A 17,644-nucleotide genomic window follows, 5' to 3' on the forward strand; every position below is an offset into this window, starting at 1 on the left:
GAGGCTCCCGGGGGACGCCCGTGCCCGACGGCCCGCGGGCTCGGGCGTCCCCGGCGGACTTCCGTCCTGCGCACGCGGGATCACTCGCGCGCCGTCACCTCGGCCAGCGCCGCGTCGCGGACGTCGGGCACCGGGTGGCGGCGCAGTTCACCATGTACGTCGCGCCAGGGCGCGGGCCAGTCCGTACGGCCCCCGAGACGACCGGCTGTCCACTCGATGTCCCGTCCGACGGCCGCCGCCACGACCGCGAGCCCGCATTCGTACGGCCCGCGCCTCTCCAGCTCCTCCAGCACGGGCCGCAGCGGGTGGTCGAAGGGACGCGCCGGACGAGTTCGCGCATGCGCTGCGGGTACGGCAGGGGGTCGAGGGCGTGCAGCAGACTGTCGGCCTGCTGCCGCGGGGTGCTGTGCATGCGGGGATCGTGCCTGCTGCGGCGGGCCTCGCGTACTGACTAAGCCGTCAGCGTCCGATCCCCTTGTTCGGGTCGGCACGCCGGAGGCGGAGCCGCTCCTTCTCGGACAGTCCGCCCCAGACGCCGAAGCGCTCGTCGTTGGCGAGCGCGTACTCCAGACAGGCGGAGCGCATCTCGCACATGCCGCAGATGCGCTTGGCCTCCCGCACCGAGCTCCCCGGCTCGGGAAAGAAGAAGTCGGCCCCGGTCTGCGCGCACAGCGCCTGCTCCGGCCGGGCGACGGAAGGCGGGGTGAGTGTGTCGATGTACATGGACGGGATCGTGCCGGGCGGCGAAAAACGTTCGATCAACGCCGCATCAACGGGGGCGGACTCGCACCCGCCGGCTCCGCGCCGCCCCCGTACAGCACCAGGACAAATGCCCCGACGGGACATTGGGTAAGCGGCTGAGGTACGGCCTCGAGATCAGTGGAACCGTGGCCATCGGTGAGAACGACCGTGGAGCCGGAGCGTGACCCGCTCACAGCCCGGCACCCGCGAGGGCCTGGTCGCCGCCCGCGGCCGGCAAGGTCGGCGGACGGCCGACCGTGGTCGACGCGGACATCGTCCGGGCCGCCCGCGACATGCTGCCCAGCCCCGAGCACCCGATCACCTCGGTCGCCGAGTTGCTCGGCGTCAGCCCCGGCACCCTCTGCCCCCACGTCCCCGGCCTGCAGGAGCTGCGGGCCGCCCGTATCCCCGCACCACTCGACGGAGGCGCCCGGTGATCCCCGGACCGCACCGGACGAAGGGCGGCGCTTCTCAGCTTCCGGCCTCGGCGAGGCGTCGACCAGCCCAGCTCGCCTGCCCCCTTCGGCGCCTCAACCGTTCAGGACGACCACGAAGACGAGCGCCCATGGCTGTCCCGGGTTCCTTACCCCCGGAGCCGCGCTCAGGCCGAGGCGCGCCGCACCAGCGTGGTCGGCAGGACGACGCCGGACGGCGCGCCTCCCGCTCCGGGCTCCTCGGCCCCGCCGCCGCCCTGGCGGTCCAGTCCACGCAGCAGCAGGCTGGCCATCAACCGGCCCATCTCCTCCGTGTTCTGACGCACCGTCGTCAGCGGGGGGTCGGTCTGCTCCGCCACCGGCAGCATGTCGTCGAAGCCGACGAGGGCGACGTCCTCGGGAACGCGGCGCCCGAGTGTGCGCAGGGCGCGCAGCGCGCCCGAGGCGGACAGGTCGTTCGCGGCGAAGACGGCGTCCAGGTCCGGGCAGCGGTCCAGCAGCTCCCGCATGGCGCGCTCCCCGCCGGCCGGCGTGAAGTCGCCCTCGACGACCAGCCGCGGATCGGCGTCCGCCATGACGTCCCGGTATCCGTCGAGCCGGTCCACGGTCGAGGTCTGGTCGAGGGGGCCCGTGATGTGCGCGATACGGCTGCGGCCGAGGCCGAGGAGGTGCCGTACGGCGTCCCGGGCGCCACCGCGGTTGTCGCTGTCGACGTACGGCGTGGGCGCCGTGCCGCGCGCGCCCTCGCCCCAGCCGGGCCGCCCGCCGAACACCGTGGGGACGTCCGCGCCACGGATCAGCTCCGGCAGTGGGTCGTCGAGGTGCAGCGAGAACACGAGCGCGCCGTCGACGTGCCCGCCCGCGAGATAGCGTCCCACGCGCGCGTAGTCGTCCCGGCTCTCGGTGAGGAGCAGTACCAGCTGGGAGTCGTGCGCGGTCAGCTCCTTGCTGATGCCGCGCAGCTGGAGGGCGAAGAAGGGGTCGGCGAACACCCTGGTCTCGGGCTCGGCGATCACGACGGCGACGGCGTCGTGCCGTCGGGTGACCAGACTGCGGGCGGCCTGGTTCGGTACGTACCCGAGTTCCTCCACGGCCCGGCGCACCCGCTCGACGAGCGGTTCGCGCACGCCCTCACCGCCGTTGACGACCCGGGAGACGGTGGCCCGCGACACCCCGGCCCGCGCGGCCACGGCCTCCAGGGTGGGACGCGGCGCTGTCTCGGTCACTTCGTGGCTCCTCATCGGCGGCTGCCGGTCAGGATAGCCATGACCGGGGCCCGCGCGAGAGCGCTCCCCGGGTCCGCCGTCAGGGTTCTGGCCCCAGTTCGACAACGTCTGCCGGTCCGGGACGGCGCCCTCGACAAGGCGAGAGCTCCCCGATGAGGGGAAGCCCCCTACCAGGGGTGACGGCGTCCACCCATGGCCGGACCCTCCTCGCCCGGTGCCCCTCTGTCGCGGGTGACTCTCCAGGGCCGGGAGTTCAGCCCTGCGGCTCCTGCGGCTTGACGTCCAGTTCGCGCAGCTGCTGGTCCTTGAGCTCGGTGCGGGCCTCCGTGCGGTGGCCACGGGCGATGTAGTCCCGCACGACCGCCTCGATCGCGTCCTGAGGCGAACCGATTCCCGCCAGGACCATCGCCTCCACCACGAGTTCGGCGTCGAGACTGATGTTGACCTTCGCCACAGTGCCCCCCATCGCGTCGCATCCGCACTCTCATCACTGCGCGGCGCGGAGACCGCAGTTGTCAGTGTTCATGCTCATGGCCGCCCGGCTCGTACCCCGGGATCGTCCCGTCCGCCTTCTTCACCAGGAACAGCCCCACCATCCCCATGTCGGAGTGGCTCTGAACATGGCAGTGGTACATCCACGCACCGGCTCCCACCCCCTCCCCGGCGATCACCTGGAAGCCGAACGAGTCCGCAGGCCCCGTGATCTTGTTGTCGATGACCTGACTGGGGTCGTCGGGGCCGGTCAGCAGGCCCGTGCGGTTGTCCGCCCAGCGGTGACCGTGGACGTGGAAGGTGTGGTAGTACTCGCCGTGGGTGATCACGATCCACTCGACCCGGTCGCCCACCGTGGCCTCGAAGTTCGGGCCCGAGTGCGCCGGCTTGTTGTTGATGAGCATGTCGTTGAAGACGACCGTGACGGTCTTGTCGGGCAGGATGTCGCCCGCGCGGCGGACGATCACCGGGCCGAAGAGGCCCTTGCGGAGGCCGCCCGTGCCGTGGTCGGTGCCCACCACGTGGTCGTGGTAGTGCCAGTAACCCGCGCTGCCCGCCCGCCAGGTGCCGTCCTTGCGGCGGCCGGGGGCGTGGGTGCGCCAGGTGTAGGTGCGGGTGTCACCCGACTCGAGGTGGCTTTTGTTGAGTTTCGTGCCGTCGCTGGTTATCTCGTAGTCCAGGCCGTGGACGTGCAGACTCGCCGCCACGTCCATGGTGTTCTCCACCTCGATGTGCAGGGTGTCGCCCTCGTTGAGCTCGATCAGCGGTCCGGGGACCGTCGCCTTGCCCTTCTCGAGGCCGTAGCCCATCTGCCCGTCGGGAAGCTTCTCGATGTAGAGCTTCATGTGCCGCACCTCGCCGCCGGCGGGCGCCGTGCGCGGCGCCTCCGCGGCCTCCGCGACACTGCCGGCCTCGGATGCGAGGGACAACGATGTCGATGTCGCGACGGCCGCCCCGCCCAGGAGCACCCGCCTGTTGAAGCCGCGTCTGTCCATGCTCGACTCCCCACTCTGACAAGTGATGTACGGAGGTACGGAGGTGACTGGGATAGGAGATGCCTGAGAAGAACCTGTGAGACGGTAGCCGCGCCTCCGTCGTTTTTCCACACTCAGGACAAAGTTCGTTGGATCGCGGTCATACCTATTGGCGAGCCGCGAAAAGAGGTCTAGCTTCTTGGCGCTGTTGCTGTGACCTGTGACCAACGAGGGGTGGAGGACCACATGCGGCGCCCACCGCACCACACGTCCTTGTCCGCCAGGAAGCCGAGCAGATCGAGCAGACCGAGCAGAGCAAGACGCGCCACCATCGCCACGCTCGCCGCCGGTGTCGTCACCGCGGGGGTCCTCACGGGCCCCGCCGCGAGCGCCCGGCCCGAACCCGCGCCCGATACGGCGCTGACAACGATGTCGATCAAGTCCCCGCCGGGCAGCGCCGACGTCCGGGTCCTGGTCTTCTACGGCTCGGCCGCCGCCGGGGAGGAGTCCCCTCTCGTCAACGCGGGGATCGAGGCCATCGAGAAGATCGGACTGAGCGGGCCCGCCGACCAGCGCTACACGGTCGTCGCCACGGACAACGCCTCCGTCTTCACCAACGAGACCCGGCTGAGCCGCTTCAACGCCGTCGTCTTCCTCACCGGCGGCGGGGACGTCCTCGACCCCGAGCAGGAGGCCGGGCTGGAGGCCTACATGGAGGCCGGCGGCGGATTCGTCGGCCTCCACGACGCGGCCCGCGCCGAGCCGTACTCGGACTGGTTCACCGGGCTCATCGGCGCCCGCCCTGCCGCCTCCGGCCCGACCGCCGTCCAGCGTGCCACCGTCGAGGTCGGCGACCGGCGGCACCCGGCGACGAAGGACCTGCCGGTGCAGTGGAAGCGGCCCGACCAGTGGTTCAACTGGGTCAAGAACCCCTCCGGCGACGTGCACACCGTGGCCCGGGTGCGCGAGTCGACGTACGACCCCGGTGCGAGCAAGAACGGCTGGGACCACCCGGTCAGCTGGTGCCGTGACTACGACGGCGGCCGCTCCTTCTACACCGCCATGGGCGGCACCGTGTCGTCGTACGACGAGACCGACTTCCGTACGCACCTGCGCGGCGCCCTGCTGTGGACCACCCGCCTCAGCCGCGCCGACTGCACCGCCACCATCACCTCCCACTACAAGGCCGAACGCCTCACCCAGCCCAACCAGCCGGGCCAGAACGACCAGATCGGCGAGCCGCACGGGCTCGTCACGGCTCCCGACGGCCGCGTCTTCTACATCGGGCGCGGCGGTACGGACTCCTCCCAGCCCGTCATCACCGACTGGAACAACCCCGACATCGGCAAGGGCAAGGGTCAGATCCACGTCTACGACCCGAAGACCAAGAAGGTCACCCTCGCCGGTGAGCTGACCGTCTTCGGCAACAAAGGCGGCGGGGACGAACTCGTCAAGGTCGAGGAAGGTCTGCTCGGCATCGAGCTCGATCCGCGGTTCGAGGAGAACGGGTGGGTGTACCTGCACTACACCCCGCACTCCCGTATCGACCGCGACAAGCGCATGGCCGAGCGCTACGTCTCCCGCTTCACCCTCGACCGCGCCACCAACAAGCTGGACCTCAGCAGCGAGAAGGTACTGCTGAAGTGGCCGGTGCAGATCCACAGCTGCTGCCACGCGGGCGGCGGGATGGCCTGGGACTCCAAGGGCAACCTGTACATCGCTACCGGCGACAACAACTCCAGCCAGTTCAGCGACGGCTACTCCGGCAACAACCCGCAGCCCAACTACAAGGGCGTCTCGTTCGCGGACGCGCGCCGCACCGCCGGCAACACCAACAACCTCAACGGCAAGATCCTGCGCATCCACCCCGAGTCCGACGGCACGTACACGCTCCCGGCCGGCAACCTCTTCACCGGCAAGGAGACCGCCGAGGGCGGCGGCAAGACCCGCGGTGAGATCTATGTGATGGGCGTCCGCAACCCCGCCCGGATCTTCGTCGACAAGCAGACCGACATCCTCTACGCGGGCTGGGTCGGCCCCGACGCGAGCGCACCGTCGCCGACCTGGGGCCCGGCCAAGTACGACACGTTCGCCGTCATCGACAAGGCGAGCAACCGCGGCTGGCCGTACTGCATGGGCAACAAGCAGCCCTACCGGGACCGCAACCTGCCGGACCCGTCGAAGCCGCTCGGCTGGTACGACTGTGACGCCCCCAAGAACGAGTCCCCCAACAACGACGGCCTGGTCAACCTGCCGCCGGTGACGGGCAACAACATCTGGTACTCGCCCCAGGGCGGCGCCCCCGACTTCCCGCGCGACGCGAACGGCATCCCCTCGTACGAGAACGAGGAAGCCACCTATCTGCTGCCGTGGCTGAAGGGCGGCGGGCAGGCCGCGATGAACGGACCGGTCTTCCGGTACGACGAGACCGTGACCGGTGCCGGGCAGTGGCCCGCCTACTGGGACGGCAAGTGGTTCGTCGGCGACCTGTACGACGCCGACCAGCCGCGCAACGCCGTGATCACCGACCCGAAGACACAGGGGGACGGCGGGCTGCCGATCCACTCGGAGTCGCTGAAGAAGATCGTGCCGATCGGCAACGACGGCATCAAGAACCTCATGGACTGGAAGTTCGGCCCGGACGGCGCGCTGTACGTGCTCGACTACGGGCGCGGCTTCTTCACCTCGGACGCCAAGTCGGCGCTGTGGCGGGTCACCTACACCGGTGGCGGCCCGACCCCCGCGGCCGGCCAGCTGGCGAGGAAGGCGCAGTGATGTCCTCCACGATGTCCAGGAGATACGCGAGACCCGCCCGCCCACGACGGCATCTGTGGACGGCCCTGCTGGCGGCCCTGCTCATGGTGCTCGGGCTGACGTCCACGGCCGCGTTCGGCCGGCCCCTGCCCGTGGACGAGCCCATCGCCGCGGCTCAGGTCCTGACCTGGACCGCCGACAACGACATCGACTCCTACGCGTCGGCCCCGCAGACCGCGGTGGCGGGCGCGACGACCATCGTGTTCGAGAACAGTGAGGCGACCGGCAACACCACCGGGATGCCGCACACGCTGACGTTCGACGTCTCCGATCCGGAGTACAACAACGACGTCTCGCTCAACATCCTCGCCAACCCCTTCGACGACCAGGGCGGCCGCCACACCGCCGAGGTCACCCTCACTCCCGGCCGCTACCGCTACCACTGCACGATCCCGGGCCACGGGCAGATGCAGGGCGTCCTCGTCGTCACCGAGGGAACCGGCGACGACACCACCGCGCCCGAGACGAGTGCCGAGGTGAGCGGGTCGCAGAACGCCGACGGCGCGTACGTCGGTTCGGCGACCGTCGCCGTCGGCGCCACCGACCCGGGCGGCTCCGGCGTCGAGCGCGTCGAGTACGCGATCGGCGACGGGGGCGCCTGGCAGCCGTACACCACCCCCGTCGTCGTCGACCAGGTCGGCAGCCACAAGGTGCGGTACCGGGCGGTCGACAAGGCGGGCAACACGGCCGCCGAGAAGAGCGTCGAGTTCACCGTCGTGGCGCCGCCGACGGACGACACCGCGCCGCCGGAGACGTCCGCGACCGTGACCGGTGAGCAGAGCGCCGAGGGCGACTACGTCGCCATGGCGACCGTCACCGTCTCCGCATCCGACACCGGGTCGGGCGTCAACACGATCGAGTACGCGATCGGTGACGACGGCGCGTGGCAGCCGTACACCGCGCCCGTGATGGTGCACGAGGTGGGTGCGCACGTGGTGCGGTACCGGGCCACGGACAAGGCGGGGAACGTGTCCGACGCGAAGAACGTCGCGTTCACCGTCGTCGCGCCGCCCGTCGAGGACACCACCCCGCCGGTGACCGGGGCGACCGTGGAGGGCGAGCGGAACTCCTCCGGCGCCTACATCAAGAGTGCCAAGGTCACCGTGAGCGCCACCGACGAGCACGGCGGCTCGGGGGTCGCCGCGGTCGAGTACTCGCTCGACGGCGGTCCGTACCTCGCCTACACCGCACCCGTGGTCGTGGACCGTGTGGGCGCGCACTCGGTGGCGTACCGCGCGAGCGACAAGGCGGGCAACACCGCCGAGGCGCGCACGGTCAGCTTCACGGTCGCCGCGGGTGGCGGCGTGCCCGCGCCCGCCTGCGCCGAGTGGGACGAGCGGCTGACGGTCATCGTCGGCACGGTGGACTCCGGGGTGCCGAACCGGCTCACGAACAACCGATGCCGGATCAACGAGCTGATCGAGGACGAGAAGGAGTGGACGTCCCAGCAGCTCTTCCTGAAGCACGTCAGGGAGGTCACGGAGAAGCTGCTCAAGGAAGGCGTCATCGACCAGCGGGAGCTGGAGGCCATCCGGAAGGCGGCCCGGCAGTCCGGTATCGGCACGCCCGGCCAGACCGAGGGCTACCGGTCGATCCTCGACGGCACGGAGGAGTCCTTCGCCAGGTGGCAGCACGTGGGCGGCGGTTCGTTCGGGCTGAACGCCGACGGTTCGATCACCTCGGGGACGTCGCGGGGCGGGCTCGGCATGCTGTGGTTCCCGGAGCGGAAGTACGGCGACTTCTCGCTGCGGCTCCAGTGGCGTGACGACGCGCCCGGCACGGCCAACACCAACGGCGGCGTGTTCGTGCGGTTCCCGTACGTCCACGACCACCCGGAGGAGTCACGGCCCGAGTGGGTCGCCATCAAGTACGGGCACGAGGTGCAGGTGCACGACCGGCCCGACGGCGACATGTACAAGACCGGATCGATCTACGGCTTCGACCGTGTGGGCCTGGCCGGAGCGGGCGTCACCGAGAAGGGCACCTGGAACGACTACGAGATCCGCGTGGTCGACCAGCACTACTCGGTGTACCGCAACGGCGTGCTGATCAACGAGTTCGACAACACCGGCGGCCAGGAGTTCTACCCGGCGCGCTCGGACGACCCGGGCACGGACGGCCGGCGGTTCGCCTCCGGGTACATCGGGCTCCAGGTTCACGGCACGACGGACGTGGTGTCGTACCGGGACATCCGGATCATGGAGCTGTAACCGGCTGTACGGCGCGGAAGCGGGCCGCGGCCGGAGGACGGACGGCGTCCTCCGGCCGTGGCCCGCGCGCTCAGCCGGCCTGCGGCTTCTTCGCCCGGCTCGGCTGCACCCGCTTCGGCTCCCCCGGCATCTTCGGATACTCCGGCGGATACGGCAGGTCCCCGAGCCCGTGGTCGTGCTCGTCGCGGGAGGCCAGCTCCAGCAGGGCCTCCAGGGAGAAGGCGTGCTCGTCCATGTCGGCGTGCACGTCGCCGAGCGCGGCGAACCGGGCGGGCATGGTGGCGAGGTCGAAGTCGTCCGGCACGGCGGCGCCGACCTCGTCCCAGGTCAGGGGGGCCGAGACCGGGGCGTGCGGGCGGGGGCGCACGGAGTAGGCGGAGGCGATCGTGCGGTCCCGCGCGGTCTGGTTGTAGTCGACGAAGATTTTCTCGCCCCGCTCCTCCTTCCACCACGCGGTGGTCACCCGCTCCGGCATCCGCCGCTCCAGCTCCCGCGCCGCGGCGATGGCGGCGCGCCGTACCTGGGTGAAGGTCCACTCCGGTCGGATCGGTACGAAGACGTGCAGGCCGCGGCCGCCGGAGGTCTTCGGCCAGCCGCGCAGTCCGCCGTACTCGTGGAGCACCTCGCGCAGTTCGTGGGCGGCGCGCACGGCGTCGGCGTAGCCGGTGCCGGGCTGGGGGTCGAGGTCGAGGCGGAGTTCGTCCGGGTGGTCGACGTCGGTGCGCCGTACCGGCCAGGGGTGGAAGGTGAGCGTGCCGTACTGGGCGGCCCACACCACGGCGGCGACCTCGGTGGGGCACATCTCGTCGGCGCTGCGGCCGCTGGGGAAGGTGATGTGGGCGGTGGGGATCCAGCCGGGCATGTTCTTCGGCGCCCGCTTCTGGAAGAACCACTCGCCGTCCAGCCCGTCCGGGTAGCGCTGGAGGGTGGTGGGGCGGTCGCGCAGGGCGCGCAGGATGCCGGGGCCGACGGCGAGGTAATAGCGGGCGAGGTCCAGCTTGGTGAAGCCATGCTCGGGGAAGTAGATCTTGTCCGGACTGGACAGCCGTACCGTTCTGCCGTCCGCCTCCAGTTCCACCGCGTCGCCCATGCGAGCAACGGTAGGCGTACCGCACATAGCTCGCATACCGGGCACATCATGACGCAACCCCGCAGACTCGGAGCATGGATCTTCCGGTGATGCCTCCCGTACTGCCGATGCTCGCCAAGCCCGTGGCGCGGATCCCGCCCGGCATGCAGTACGAGGCGAAGTGGGACGGGTTCCGGGCGATCGTGTTCCGTGACGGAGCCGAGGTGGAGCTCGGCAGCCGTACAGGCAAGCCGCTGACCAGGTACTTTCCCGAGCTGGTGGCGGCGGTGCGGGAGCGGGTGCCCGAGCGGTGCGTACTGGACGGGGAGATCGTGCTCGCCCGGGACGGCCGGCTCGACTTCGACGCGCTCACGGAACGCATCCACCCGGCCGCCTCACGGGTGAACACCCTCGCGGAGCGGACCCCCGCCTCCTTCGTGGCCTTCGATCTGCTCGCGCTGGACGACGAGTCACTGCTCGACGTCCAGCTCACCGACCGGCGGGCCCTGCTGGAGAGAATCCTGTCCGACGTCACCGCGCCCGTTCACCTGGCTCCGGCGACGACCGACCGCGATGTGGCCGAGGAGTGGTTCGAGCAGTACGAGGGGGCGGGCCTCGACGGGGTGATCGCCAAGCCGCCCGCGCTGCCCTACCGGCAGAACGAGCGCGCCATGTACAAGATCAAGCACGAGCGCACGGCGGACGTGGTGGTCGCGGGCTACCGCCTGCACAAGAGCGGCCCCGTCGTCGGCTCGCTCCTCCTCGGCCTCTACGACGCCGGGGGCACCCTCCAGCACGTCGGCGTGAGCGCGGCGTTCTCCATGAAGCGCCGCGCGGAGCTGGTGGAGGAGCTGGCGCCGCTGCGGATGGCGGACGCGAGCGGGCACCCCTGGGCGGCGTGGTCGGACGAGGTGGCGCACGAGACGGCGCGGCTGCCCGGCGCGCCGAGCCGATGGTCGGGGAAGAAGGACCTCTCCTGGGTGCCGTTGCGGCCCGAACGGGTGGCGGAGGTGGCGTACGACCACATGGAGAACGGGACACGGTTCCGGCACACGGCCCGCTTCCGCCGCTGGCGCCCGGACCGCACGGCGGAGAGCTGCACGTACGCGCAGCTGGAGGAGCCGGTCCGATACGACCTGCGGGAGATCCTCGGGTGAAACGGCGACCCTCCAGGGTGGGGCCGCCGTACCGTACGGGCCGGCTCACGGCTGCATGAGCACCTTCACCGTGCCCTCCTCCTTGCGCTGGAACGCCTGGTACGCGTGCGGCGCCTCGTCCAGGGGCAGCCGGTGCGTGGCGAAGCCGTCGACGCCCAGCGGATCGTCGTCCGTCAGCAGCGGCAGGATCTCGTCTACCCAGGTACGGACGTTGGCCTGGCCCATGCGCAGCCGGATCTGCTTGTCGAACATGGTCAGCATCGGCAGCGGGTCGGCCATGCCGCCGTACACCCCGGACAGCGAGATGGTGCCGCCGCGCCGCACCAGGTCGATGGCCGTGTAGAAGGCGGCCATCCGGTCCACGCTCACGCGCTCGGCGATCTTCGACCCGATGGCGCGCGGCAGCAGCCCGGCGGCGTTCTGGGCGAGGCGGGCCGCCGCGCTGCCGTGGGCCTCGGTGCCGACGGCGTCGATCACGGAGTCGGGGCCGCGCCCGTCGGTCCGGTCGTGGATCGCCGCGACGAGCTCCTTCTCGCCGTCGAAGTCCTTGAGGTCGAACGTCTCCACGCCCCGCTCGCGCGCCCGGCGCAGCCGCTCGGGGACCAGGTCCACGCCGAACACCCGCGACGCCCCCTGTACCTGGGCGACGCGGCAGGCCATGTCACCGATGGGCCCGAGCCCGAGCACGGCGACGGTGCCGCCGGGCGGGATGTGCGCGTACTGCACGGCCTGCCATGCGGTGGGCAGCACGTCGGAGAGGTAGACGAACCGGTCGTCCGGCGGGCCCTCCGGCACCTTGATCGGCCCGTACTGGGCCTGCGGGACGCGCAGGTACTCCGCCTGGCCGCCGGGCACCGCGCCGTACAGCCGGGTGTAGCCGAAGAGGGCCGCGCCCATGCCCTCACCGGTGACCTGGGTGGTCTCGCACTGGGTCGGCAGTTCCGCGTCGCACATCCAGCAGTGGCCGCACGCGATCTGGAACGGCACCACGACCCGGTCGCCCGGCTTGAGGTTCGGCACCTCGGGGCCGACCTCCTCGACGATGCCCATGGGTTCGTGGCCGAGGATGTCGCCCGGTGTCATGAAGGGCGTGAGCACCTCGTACAGGTGGAGGTCCGAGCCGCACAGCCCGGAGGAGGTGACGCTGATGATCGCGTCCGTCGGCTCCTTGATCACCGGATCGGGCACGGTCTCCACCCGTACGTCCCGCCTGCCCTGCCATGTCACTGCCTTCATCGCCTGATGCTCCGTCCCTGACGGTTCGTAGCTCTTCTCGTCACGGTTCGTGGCTCCTTGTGGTGTCTCGCCACGTCCGTCCGTCGGTGACGGTCGGGTACCCGGGCCCCCGGTGCCGAATCGAGGGACGTCCCGGAAACGGCCGGCGGACAATCGACGCACGATCGGGAGAGACGGACAGGGGGCCATGATGGGTGTGGCGGGCTTATCGGGCGTGGCGAAGAGGACGAAGGTGCTGCGGCACGGTGCGGCGGCGGCGCTGCTGGCCGTCGTGACGGCGGGCTGCACCGTGAGCGGCACCGACGGGAGCGGGGAGGATCCCGCGGAGGGCGGGACGTCCGTTCTGGCGGTGAAGATCGACAACGTACGTGCGGCGCGCCCGCAGACGGGGCTCGACGCGGCGGACGTCGTGTACGCGGAACAGGTCGAGGGCGGGCTGAGCCGGCTGATGGCCGTGTACGCGACGAAGCTGCCGGAGGCCGTCGGGCCGGTGCGCAGCGCGCGGGAGTCGGACCTGGAGCTGCTGCGGCAGTTCGACGAGCCGACGCTCGCGTTCTCGGGAGCACAGAACAAGCTGCTGCCGTTGATCGACAGCGCGCCGCTGCACGCGGAGACGCCGAAGGACGCGCCCGACGCCTACTACCGCGACTCCGGCAGGCGTGCGCCGCACAACCTCTATCTGCGCCCCGAGCGGCTGGTCGGCTCCGCTCCGGGCGCCGGCCGGCTCACGACGGGATTCCGCCAGGGCCCGGCTCCCGAGGGCGGCACCCCGCAGAACTCGTACACCGTCCGCTACCCGACGGCCGGCTTCACCTTCACCTGGTCGGCGGACCGGCAGCGCTGGCTGGTGAGCATGGACGGCGCGCCGGCGGAGACGACGGACGGCGGGCGGCCGGCTCCCGCGACCGTGGTCGTGCAGTACGTGAAGGTGCGCGACTCCGCCTACCACGACGTCCGGGGCAGCACCACGCCGTACACCGAGACCGTGGGCTCGGGGAAGGCGCGGGTGCTGCGGGACGGGAAGGTGTTCGACGTGAACTGGCAGCGTCCGGCGGCCACGGAGGGCACGGAGTTCACCACGGCGGACGGCAGCCCGGTGAACTTCGCCGAGGGCCAGGTGTGGGTGGTGTACGCCCAGGACTCCCAGGACTCCCCGGCCTGAGCCGAGCGGCGGCCGCCCTGTTCAGGACCGTGTGACGAGGGGTTCCGCCGGGTTGCGGAGCCCCTCCGCGGCGTCGGCCACGCGCTGGATGAGGTCGAAGAACTGATGCTGTTCCGCGGCGGAGAGCGGGGCCAGGAAGACCTGGTTCATCCGGGCGGTGCGCACGCTCAGTCTGCGGTGCGTGCGGGTGCCGTCGTCCGTGAGGCGCAGCAGGAAGCGGCGGCCGTCCTGCGGGTCGCGGACCTTGTCGAGGAGCCCGCGCCGGCTGAGCCTGCTGATCACCTCGGCGATGGTGGACCGGTCGAGTCCGACCCGCTCCCCCACCGTGCGCTGGTCGAGGCCGGGTTCGGCGACGAGCGTGTTGAGGACCGCGAACTGCGGCGAGGTGATCTCCTCGGAGACCATCGTGTTCCACAGCAGGTAGTGCGCCTGCTGGAGCCGCCGGGCGAGGTGCCCGGGGTGGGAGGTCAGGTCCACCGCCGCCATATGCGCTCCTCAATTCGTTCCGTGTACTGAACGATAGCGGGTGACCGTGTGCATGTCCCCAGAGTCCTGCCGCTTCCCTTGTGGCGTTGACCAGGTTTTTCTTCAAGGTCTTGACGGTCGCCCCGGGGAGTGGCAGCGTACGGGAAACCTCGCGGAAATAATCAGTGCGCTGACTATTTTCTGCATCGAGAGATGGGGCTGTACCGATGGACAAGGTGGTGCCGACAGCCGCTGAGGCGGTGGCGGACGTGCCGGACGGCGCGTCGCTGGCGGTCGGCGGGTTCGGGTTGAGCGGCGTGCCGAATGTACTGATCCAGGCGCTGTACGAGCGCGGGACCGGCGGGCTGAGCGTGGTCTCCAACAACTGCGGCGCGATGGAGTCCGGGCTCGCGGTGCTGCTGGCGGCCGGCCGGATCGCGCGCGTGACCGGGTCGTACATCGGCGCCAACAAGGAGTTCGCGCGGCAGTACCTGGCCGGTGAGCTCGAGGTCGAGATGATCCCGCAGGGCACCCTGGCCGAGCGGCTGCGGGCCGGCGGGGCCGGGATCCCCGCCTTCTACACCCCGGCCGGCGTGGGCACGCAGGTCGCCGACGGCGGACTGCCCTGGCGCTACGACGGCAACGGCGGCGTCGCCCTGGCCTCGCCACCGAAGGAGGTCCGCGAGTTCGACGGCACCGAGTACGTGCTGGAGCGCGGCATCCGCACCGACTTCGCCCTCGTCCGGGCCGCCAAGGGCGACCGCCACGGGAACCTCGTCTTCAGCAAGTCCTCGCGGAACTTCAACCCCCTCGCGGCGATGGCGGGCAAGGTGACGATCGCCGAGGTCGAGGAGCTCGTCGAGCCCGGCGAGATCGAGCCGGACGCGGTGCACCTGCCGGGCATCTTCGTGCAGCGCGTGGTCGCGCTCACGCCCGAGCAGGCGGCGAACAAGATGATCGAGAAGCGGACGGTAAGCAACTGATGTCCTGGACCCGTGAGGAGATGGCCGCCCGCGCCGCGCGCGAGCTCAAGGACGGCCAGTACGTCAACCTCGGCATCGGCCTGCCGACGCTGATCCCCAACTACCTCCCGGCGGACGTCGAGGTGGTCCTGGAGTCGGAGAACGGCATCCTGGGCACCGGTCCGTACCCGACGGAGGACCAGGTCGACCCCGACCTGATCAACGCGGGCAAGGAGACCGTGACGGTGCTGCCGGGCGCGTCCTTCTTCGACTCGTCGCTGTCGTTCTCGATGATCCGCGGCGGGCACATCGACGTCGCCGTGCTCGGTGCCATGCAGGTGTCGGCCGGCGGTGACCTGGCGAACTGGGCCATCCCCGGCAAGATGATCACCGGTATCGGCGGGGCGATGGACCTGGTGCACGGTGCCCGCACCGTCATCGTCGTCATGACGCACACCGCGAAGGACGGCTCGCCGAAGATCCTTCAGGAGTGCGCGCTGCCGCTGACCGGCAAGGCGTGCGTGAACCGGATCATCACCGACCTCGGTGTCCTGGACGTCACGGAGGACGGCCTGGTCCTCGTCGAGACCGCGCCGGGCGTCACCGTCGACGAGATCGTCGCCAAGACCGCCGCGAAGGTCCGTATCACGGAAGAGATCGCGGCAGCAGCAGAAGAACTCGAAACGCTCAACGAGGAGATTTCGTCATGAGTCTGCGCGACGTCTACATCGTCGATGCCGTCCGCACCCCCATCGGCCGCTACAACGGCGCCCTCGCCTCCGTCCGCCCCGACGACCTGGCCGCGCATGCCATCCGCGAACTCCTCGCCCGTATGCCCGACCTGGACCCCTCCCGCATCGAGGACGTCTACTTCGGCAACGCCAACGGCGCCGGCGAGGAGAACCGCAACGTCGGCCGCATGGCCGCCCTGCTCGCCGGTCTGCCCACCTCCGTGCCCGGCGTGACCGTCAACCGGCTGTGCGCTTCCGGTCTGGAGGCCGTGATCCAGGCGGCCCGCGCCATCGCCCTCGGGGACGCGCACATCGCGCTGGCCGGTGGTGTGGAGTCGATGACCCGCGCCCCGTACGTGCTGCCCAAGAGCGACAAGCCGTTCCCCGCCGGACACGCCGAGCTGTACTCGACCACGCTGGGCTGGCGCATGGTCAACCCGAGGATGGACCCGCAGTGGACGATCCCGCTGGGCGAGTCGGCCGAGCTCATCGCCGACAAGCACAAGATCGGCCGTGAGCAGCAGGACGAGTTCGCGCTCGCCTCGCACCGGAAGGCGGCGAAGGCGCAGGCCGAGGGCCTGTTCGACGTTGAGCTCGCCGCCGTGCCCGTGCCGCAGCGCAAAGGCGACCCGGTGCTGTACGCCGCCGACGAGTGCGTCCGCCAGGACGCCTCCCTCCAGGCGATGGCCAAGCTCAAGCCGTCCTTCCGCAAGGAGAACGGCACCGTCACCGCGGGCAACGCCTCCCCGCTCAACGACGGCGCCGCCGCGTTGCTGCTGGTCGACGAGGAGGGCCTGAAGGCCACCGGCCGTGAGCCGCTCGCCCGGGTCTCGGCGACCGGGGTCTCCGCCATCGACCCGCAGTACTTCGGGCTCGCCCCGGTGGAGGCGACGAACCGCGCGCTCGCCAAGGCGAGCAGGTCCTTCGCCGACCTGGACGTGCTGGAGCTGAACGAGGCGTTCGCCGCGCAGGTCCTCGGCTGTGTGGCCGAGTGGCCCGAGTTCGACCCGGCGGTCCTCAACCCGCAGGGCGGCGCCATCGCCCTCGGCCACCCGCTCGGCGCCTCCGGTGCCCGCCTCGCCGGCACCGTCGCCCACCAGCTCGCCCGCAAGGGTTCGGGCACCGGTGTCGCCACCCTCTGCATCGGCGTCGGCCAGGGCCTCGCCCTCGTTCTCGAACGGTAGGAACCACTGATGACTCTGACCCAGCAGGACATGGACCAGGAGATCGCGGAGAACCACGCCGCGTACGAGAAGCGCGTCGCCGCCGGTGCGCCCGTGGAGCACCACCCGCGCCGCGACTACGCCCCCTACCGCTCCTCCACCCTGCGCCACCCGAAACAGCCGCCGGTCCAGATCGACGTCACCAAGGACCCGGAGCTGGTGGAGCTGTCCTCCCCCGCCTTCGGCGAGCGCGACATCACCGAGATCGACAACGATCTGACCCGGCAGCACAACGGTGAGCCGATCGGCGAGCGCATCACGGTCTCCGGCCGGCTGCTGGACCGCGACGGGCGCCCGGTGCGCGGCCAGCTCATCGAGATCTGGCAGGCGAACTCGGCGGGCCGCTACGCCCACCAGCGCGAGCAGCACGACGCCCCGCTGGACCCGAACTTCACCGGTGTGGGCCGCACGCTCTCGGACGACGACGGCTTCTACCGCTTCACCACCGTCCAGCCGGGCCCGTACCCGTGGCGCAACCACGTCAACGCGTGGCGCCCCGCCCACATCCACTTCTCCCTCTTCGGCTCGGCGTTCACACAGCGGCTCGTGACCCAGATGTACTTCCCGAACGACCCGCTGTTCCCGTACGACCCGATCCTGCAGTCGGTGACGGACGACGCGGCCCGGCAGCGGCTGGTCGCCACGTACGACCACAGCCTGTCGGTGCCCGAGTTCTCGCTCGGCTACCACTGGGACATCGTGCTGGACGGCCCGAACGCCACCTGGATCGAGGAAGGTCGCTGACCCG

The 17,644-nt window shown here is 70.8% G+C and carries 17 protein-coding genes; 9 read left to right on the forward strand and 8 right to left on the reverse strand.

Annotated elements, in window-relative coordinates:
- Positions 1-80: 80 nt before the first annotated feature.
- A complete protein-coding gene (locus IE242_RS33710; RefSeq protein ID WP_189866247.1) occupies positions 81-293 on the reverse strand; it encodes a hypothetical protein in 213 nt (70 codons plus the stop codon).
- A 166-nt stretch (positions 294-459) separates the two neighbouring features.
- The gene (locus IE242_RS33715) at positions 460-723 is read right to left on the reverse strand and encodes a WhiB family transcriptional regulator (RefSeq protein WP_229859789.1); all 264 of its coding nucleotides are present in this window, start codon (positions 721-723) and stop codon (positions 460-462) included.
- 275 nt (positions 724-998) lie between these two features.
- Here IE242_RS33715 and IE242_RS33720 point away from each other — a divergent pair, with 275 nt between their 5' ends.
- Positions 999-1,178 (forward strand): hypothetical protein, encoded by a 180-nt coding sequence (locus tag IE242_RS33720; RefSeq protein ID WP_189866250.1) that lies wholly within the window; start codon positions 999-1,001, stop codon positions 1,176-1,178.
- Positions 1,179-1,342: 164 nt separating this feature from the next.
- Here the strand turns inward: IE242_RS33720 and IE242_RS33725 are convergent, their stop codons facing one another.
- The 3 genes from IE242_RS33725 to IE242_RS33735 all read right to left on the reverse strand — a co-directional run bounded on the left by IE242_RS33725 (position 1,343) and on the right by IE242_RS33735 (position 3,888).
- A complete protein-coding gene (locus IE242_RS33725; RefSeq protein WP_189866252.1) occupies positions 1,343-2,401 on the reverse strand; it encodes a LacI family DNA-binding transcriptional regulator in 1,059 nt (352 codons plus the stop codon).
- A gap of 253 nt (positions 2,402-2,654) precedes the next feature.
- Entirely contained in the window at positions 2,655-2,855 is a 201-nt protein-coding gene (locus IE242_RS33730) for a type II toxin-antitoxin system VapB family antitoxin (protein WP_189866339.1), read from the reverse strand.
- Positions 2,856-2,916: 61 nt separating this feature from the next.
- Positions 2,917-3,888 (reverse strand): multicopper oxidase domain-containing protein, encoded by a 972-nt coding sequence (locus IE242_RS33735; protein WP_189866254.1) that lies wholly within the window; start codon positions 3,886-3,888, stop codon positions 2,917-2,919.
- 225 nt (positions 3,889-4,113) lie between these two features.
- Here IE242_RS33735 and IE242_RS33740 point away from each other — a divergent pair, with 225 nt between their 5' ends.
- Both IE242_RS33740 and IE242_RS33745 read left to right on the forward strand, forming a co-directional pair.
- On the forward strand, positions 4,114-6,642 hold the full coding sequence (locus IE242_RS33740) for a ThuA domain-containing protein (RefSeq protein WP_189866256.1): 2,529 nt from the start codon (positions 4,114-4,116) through the stop codon (positions 6,640-6,642).
- Positions 6,642-8,891 (forward strand): OmpL47-type beta-barrel domain-containing protein, encoded by a 2,250-nt coding sequence (locus IE242_RS33745; protein WP_229859791.1) that lies wholly within the window; start codon positions 6,642-6,644, stop codon positions 8,889-8,891. Before IE242_RS33740 ends, IE242_RS33745 begins: the two co-directional genes overlap by 1 nt.
- Before the next feature lie 70 nt (positions 8,892-8,961).
- Here IE242_RS33745 and ligD read toward each other — a convergent pair whose 3' ends face one another.
- On the reverse strand, positions 8,962-9,981 hold the full coding sequence (ligD, locus tag IE242_RS33750) for a non-homologous end-joining DNA ligase (protein WP_189866258.1): 1,020 nt from the start codon (positions 9,979-9,981) through the stop codon (positions 8,962-8,964).
- Positions 9,982-10,055: 74 nt separating this feature from the next.
- On the opposite strand from ligD, the gene IE242_RS33755 reads away from it, so the two are divergent.
- Entirely contained in the window at positions 10,056-11,117 is a 1,062-nt protein-coding gene (locus IE242_RS33755) for an ATP-dependent DNA ligase (RefSeq protein WP_189866260.1), read from the forward strand.
- Positions 11,118-11,162: 45 nt separating this feature from the next.
- On the opposite strand, the gene IE242_RS33760 is transcribed toward IE242_RS33755, so the two are convergent.
- Positions 11,163-12,353, reverse strand: coding sequence for a zinc-dependent alcohol dehydrogenase (locus IE242_RS33760; protein WP_189866262.1), 1,191 nt, complete (start codon positions 12,351-12,353; stop codon positions 11,163-11,165).
- 190 nt (positions 12,354-12,543) lie between these two features.
- Here IE242_RS33760 and IE242_RS33765 point away from each other — a divergent pair, with 190 nt between their 5' ends.
- Entirely contained in the window at positions 12,544-13,515 is a 972-nt protein-coding gene (locus tag IE242_RS33765; protein WP_189866343.1) for a DUF3048 domain-containing protein, read from the forward strand.
- 21 nt (positions 13,516-13,536) lie between these two features.
- On the opposite strand, the gene IE242_RS33770 is transcribed toward IE242_RS33765, so the two are convergent.
- The gene (locus IE242_RS33770; protein WP_189866264.1) at positions 13,537-14,001 is read right to left on the reverse strand and encodes a MarR family winged helix-turn-helix transcriptional regulator; all 465 of its coding nucleotides are present in this window, start codon (positions 13,999-14,001) and stop codon (positions 13,537-13,539) included.
- A gap of 206 nt (positions 14,002-14,207) precedes the next feature.
- Here IE242_RS33770 and IE242_RS33775 point away from each other — a divergent pair, with 206 nt between their 5' ends.
- Genes IE242_RS33775 through pcaH form a run of 4 tightly spaced genes read left to right on the forward strand, consistent with a single transcriptional unit; the run spans position 14,208 to position 17,640 of the window.
- Positions 14,208-14,963, forward strand: a complete 756-nt coding sequence (locus IE242_RS33775; RefSeq protein WP_189866266.1) for a CoA transferase subunit A — start codon at positions 14,208-14,210, stop codon at positions 14,961-14,963.
- Positions 14,963-15,652, forward strand: coding sequence for a 3-oxoacid CoA-transferase subunit B (locus tag IE242_RS33780; RefSeq protein ID WP_189866268.1), 690 nt, complete (start codon positions 14,963-14,965; stop codon positions 15,650-15,652). The genes IE242_RS33775 and IE242_RS33780 overlap by 1 nt, the downstream gene beginning before the upstream one ends.
- Positions 15,653-15,654: 2 nt before the next feature.
- Entirely contained in the window at positions 15,655-16,857 is a 1,203-nt protein-coding gene (locus tag IE242_RS33785; protein ID WP_189866344.1) for a thiolase family protein, read from the forward strand.
- A gap of 9 nt (positions 16,858-16,866) precedes the next feature.
- Positions 16,867-17,640, forward strand: coding sequence for a protocatechuate 3,4-dioxygenase subunit beta (gene pcaH, locus IE242_RS33790; RefSeq protein ID WP_189866270.1), 774 nt, complete (start codon positions 16,867-16,869; stop codon positions 17,638-17,640).
- The last annotated feature ends 4 nt before the right edge of the window (positions 17,641-17,644 follow it).

The sequence above is a fragment of the Streptomyces poonensis genome (assembly GCF_014650915.1).
GTDB classification, from domain to species: Bacteria; Actinomycetota; Actinomycetes; order Streptomycetales; family Streptomycetaceae; genus Streptomyces; species Streptomyces poonensis.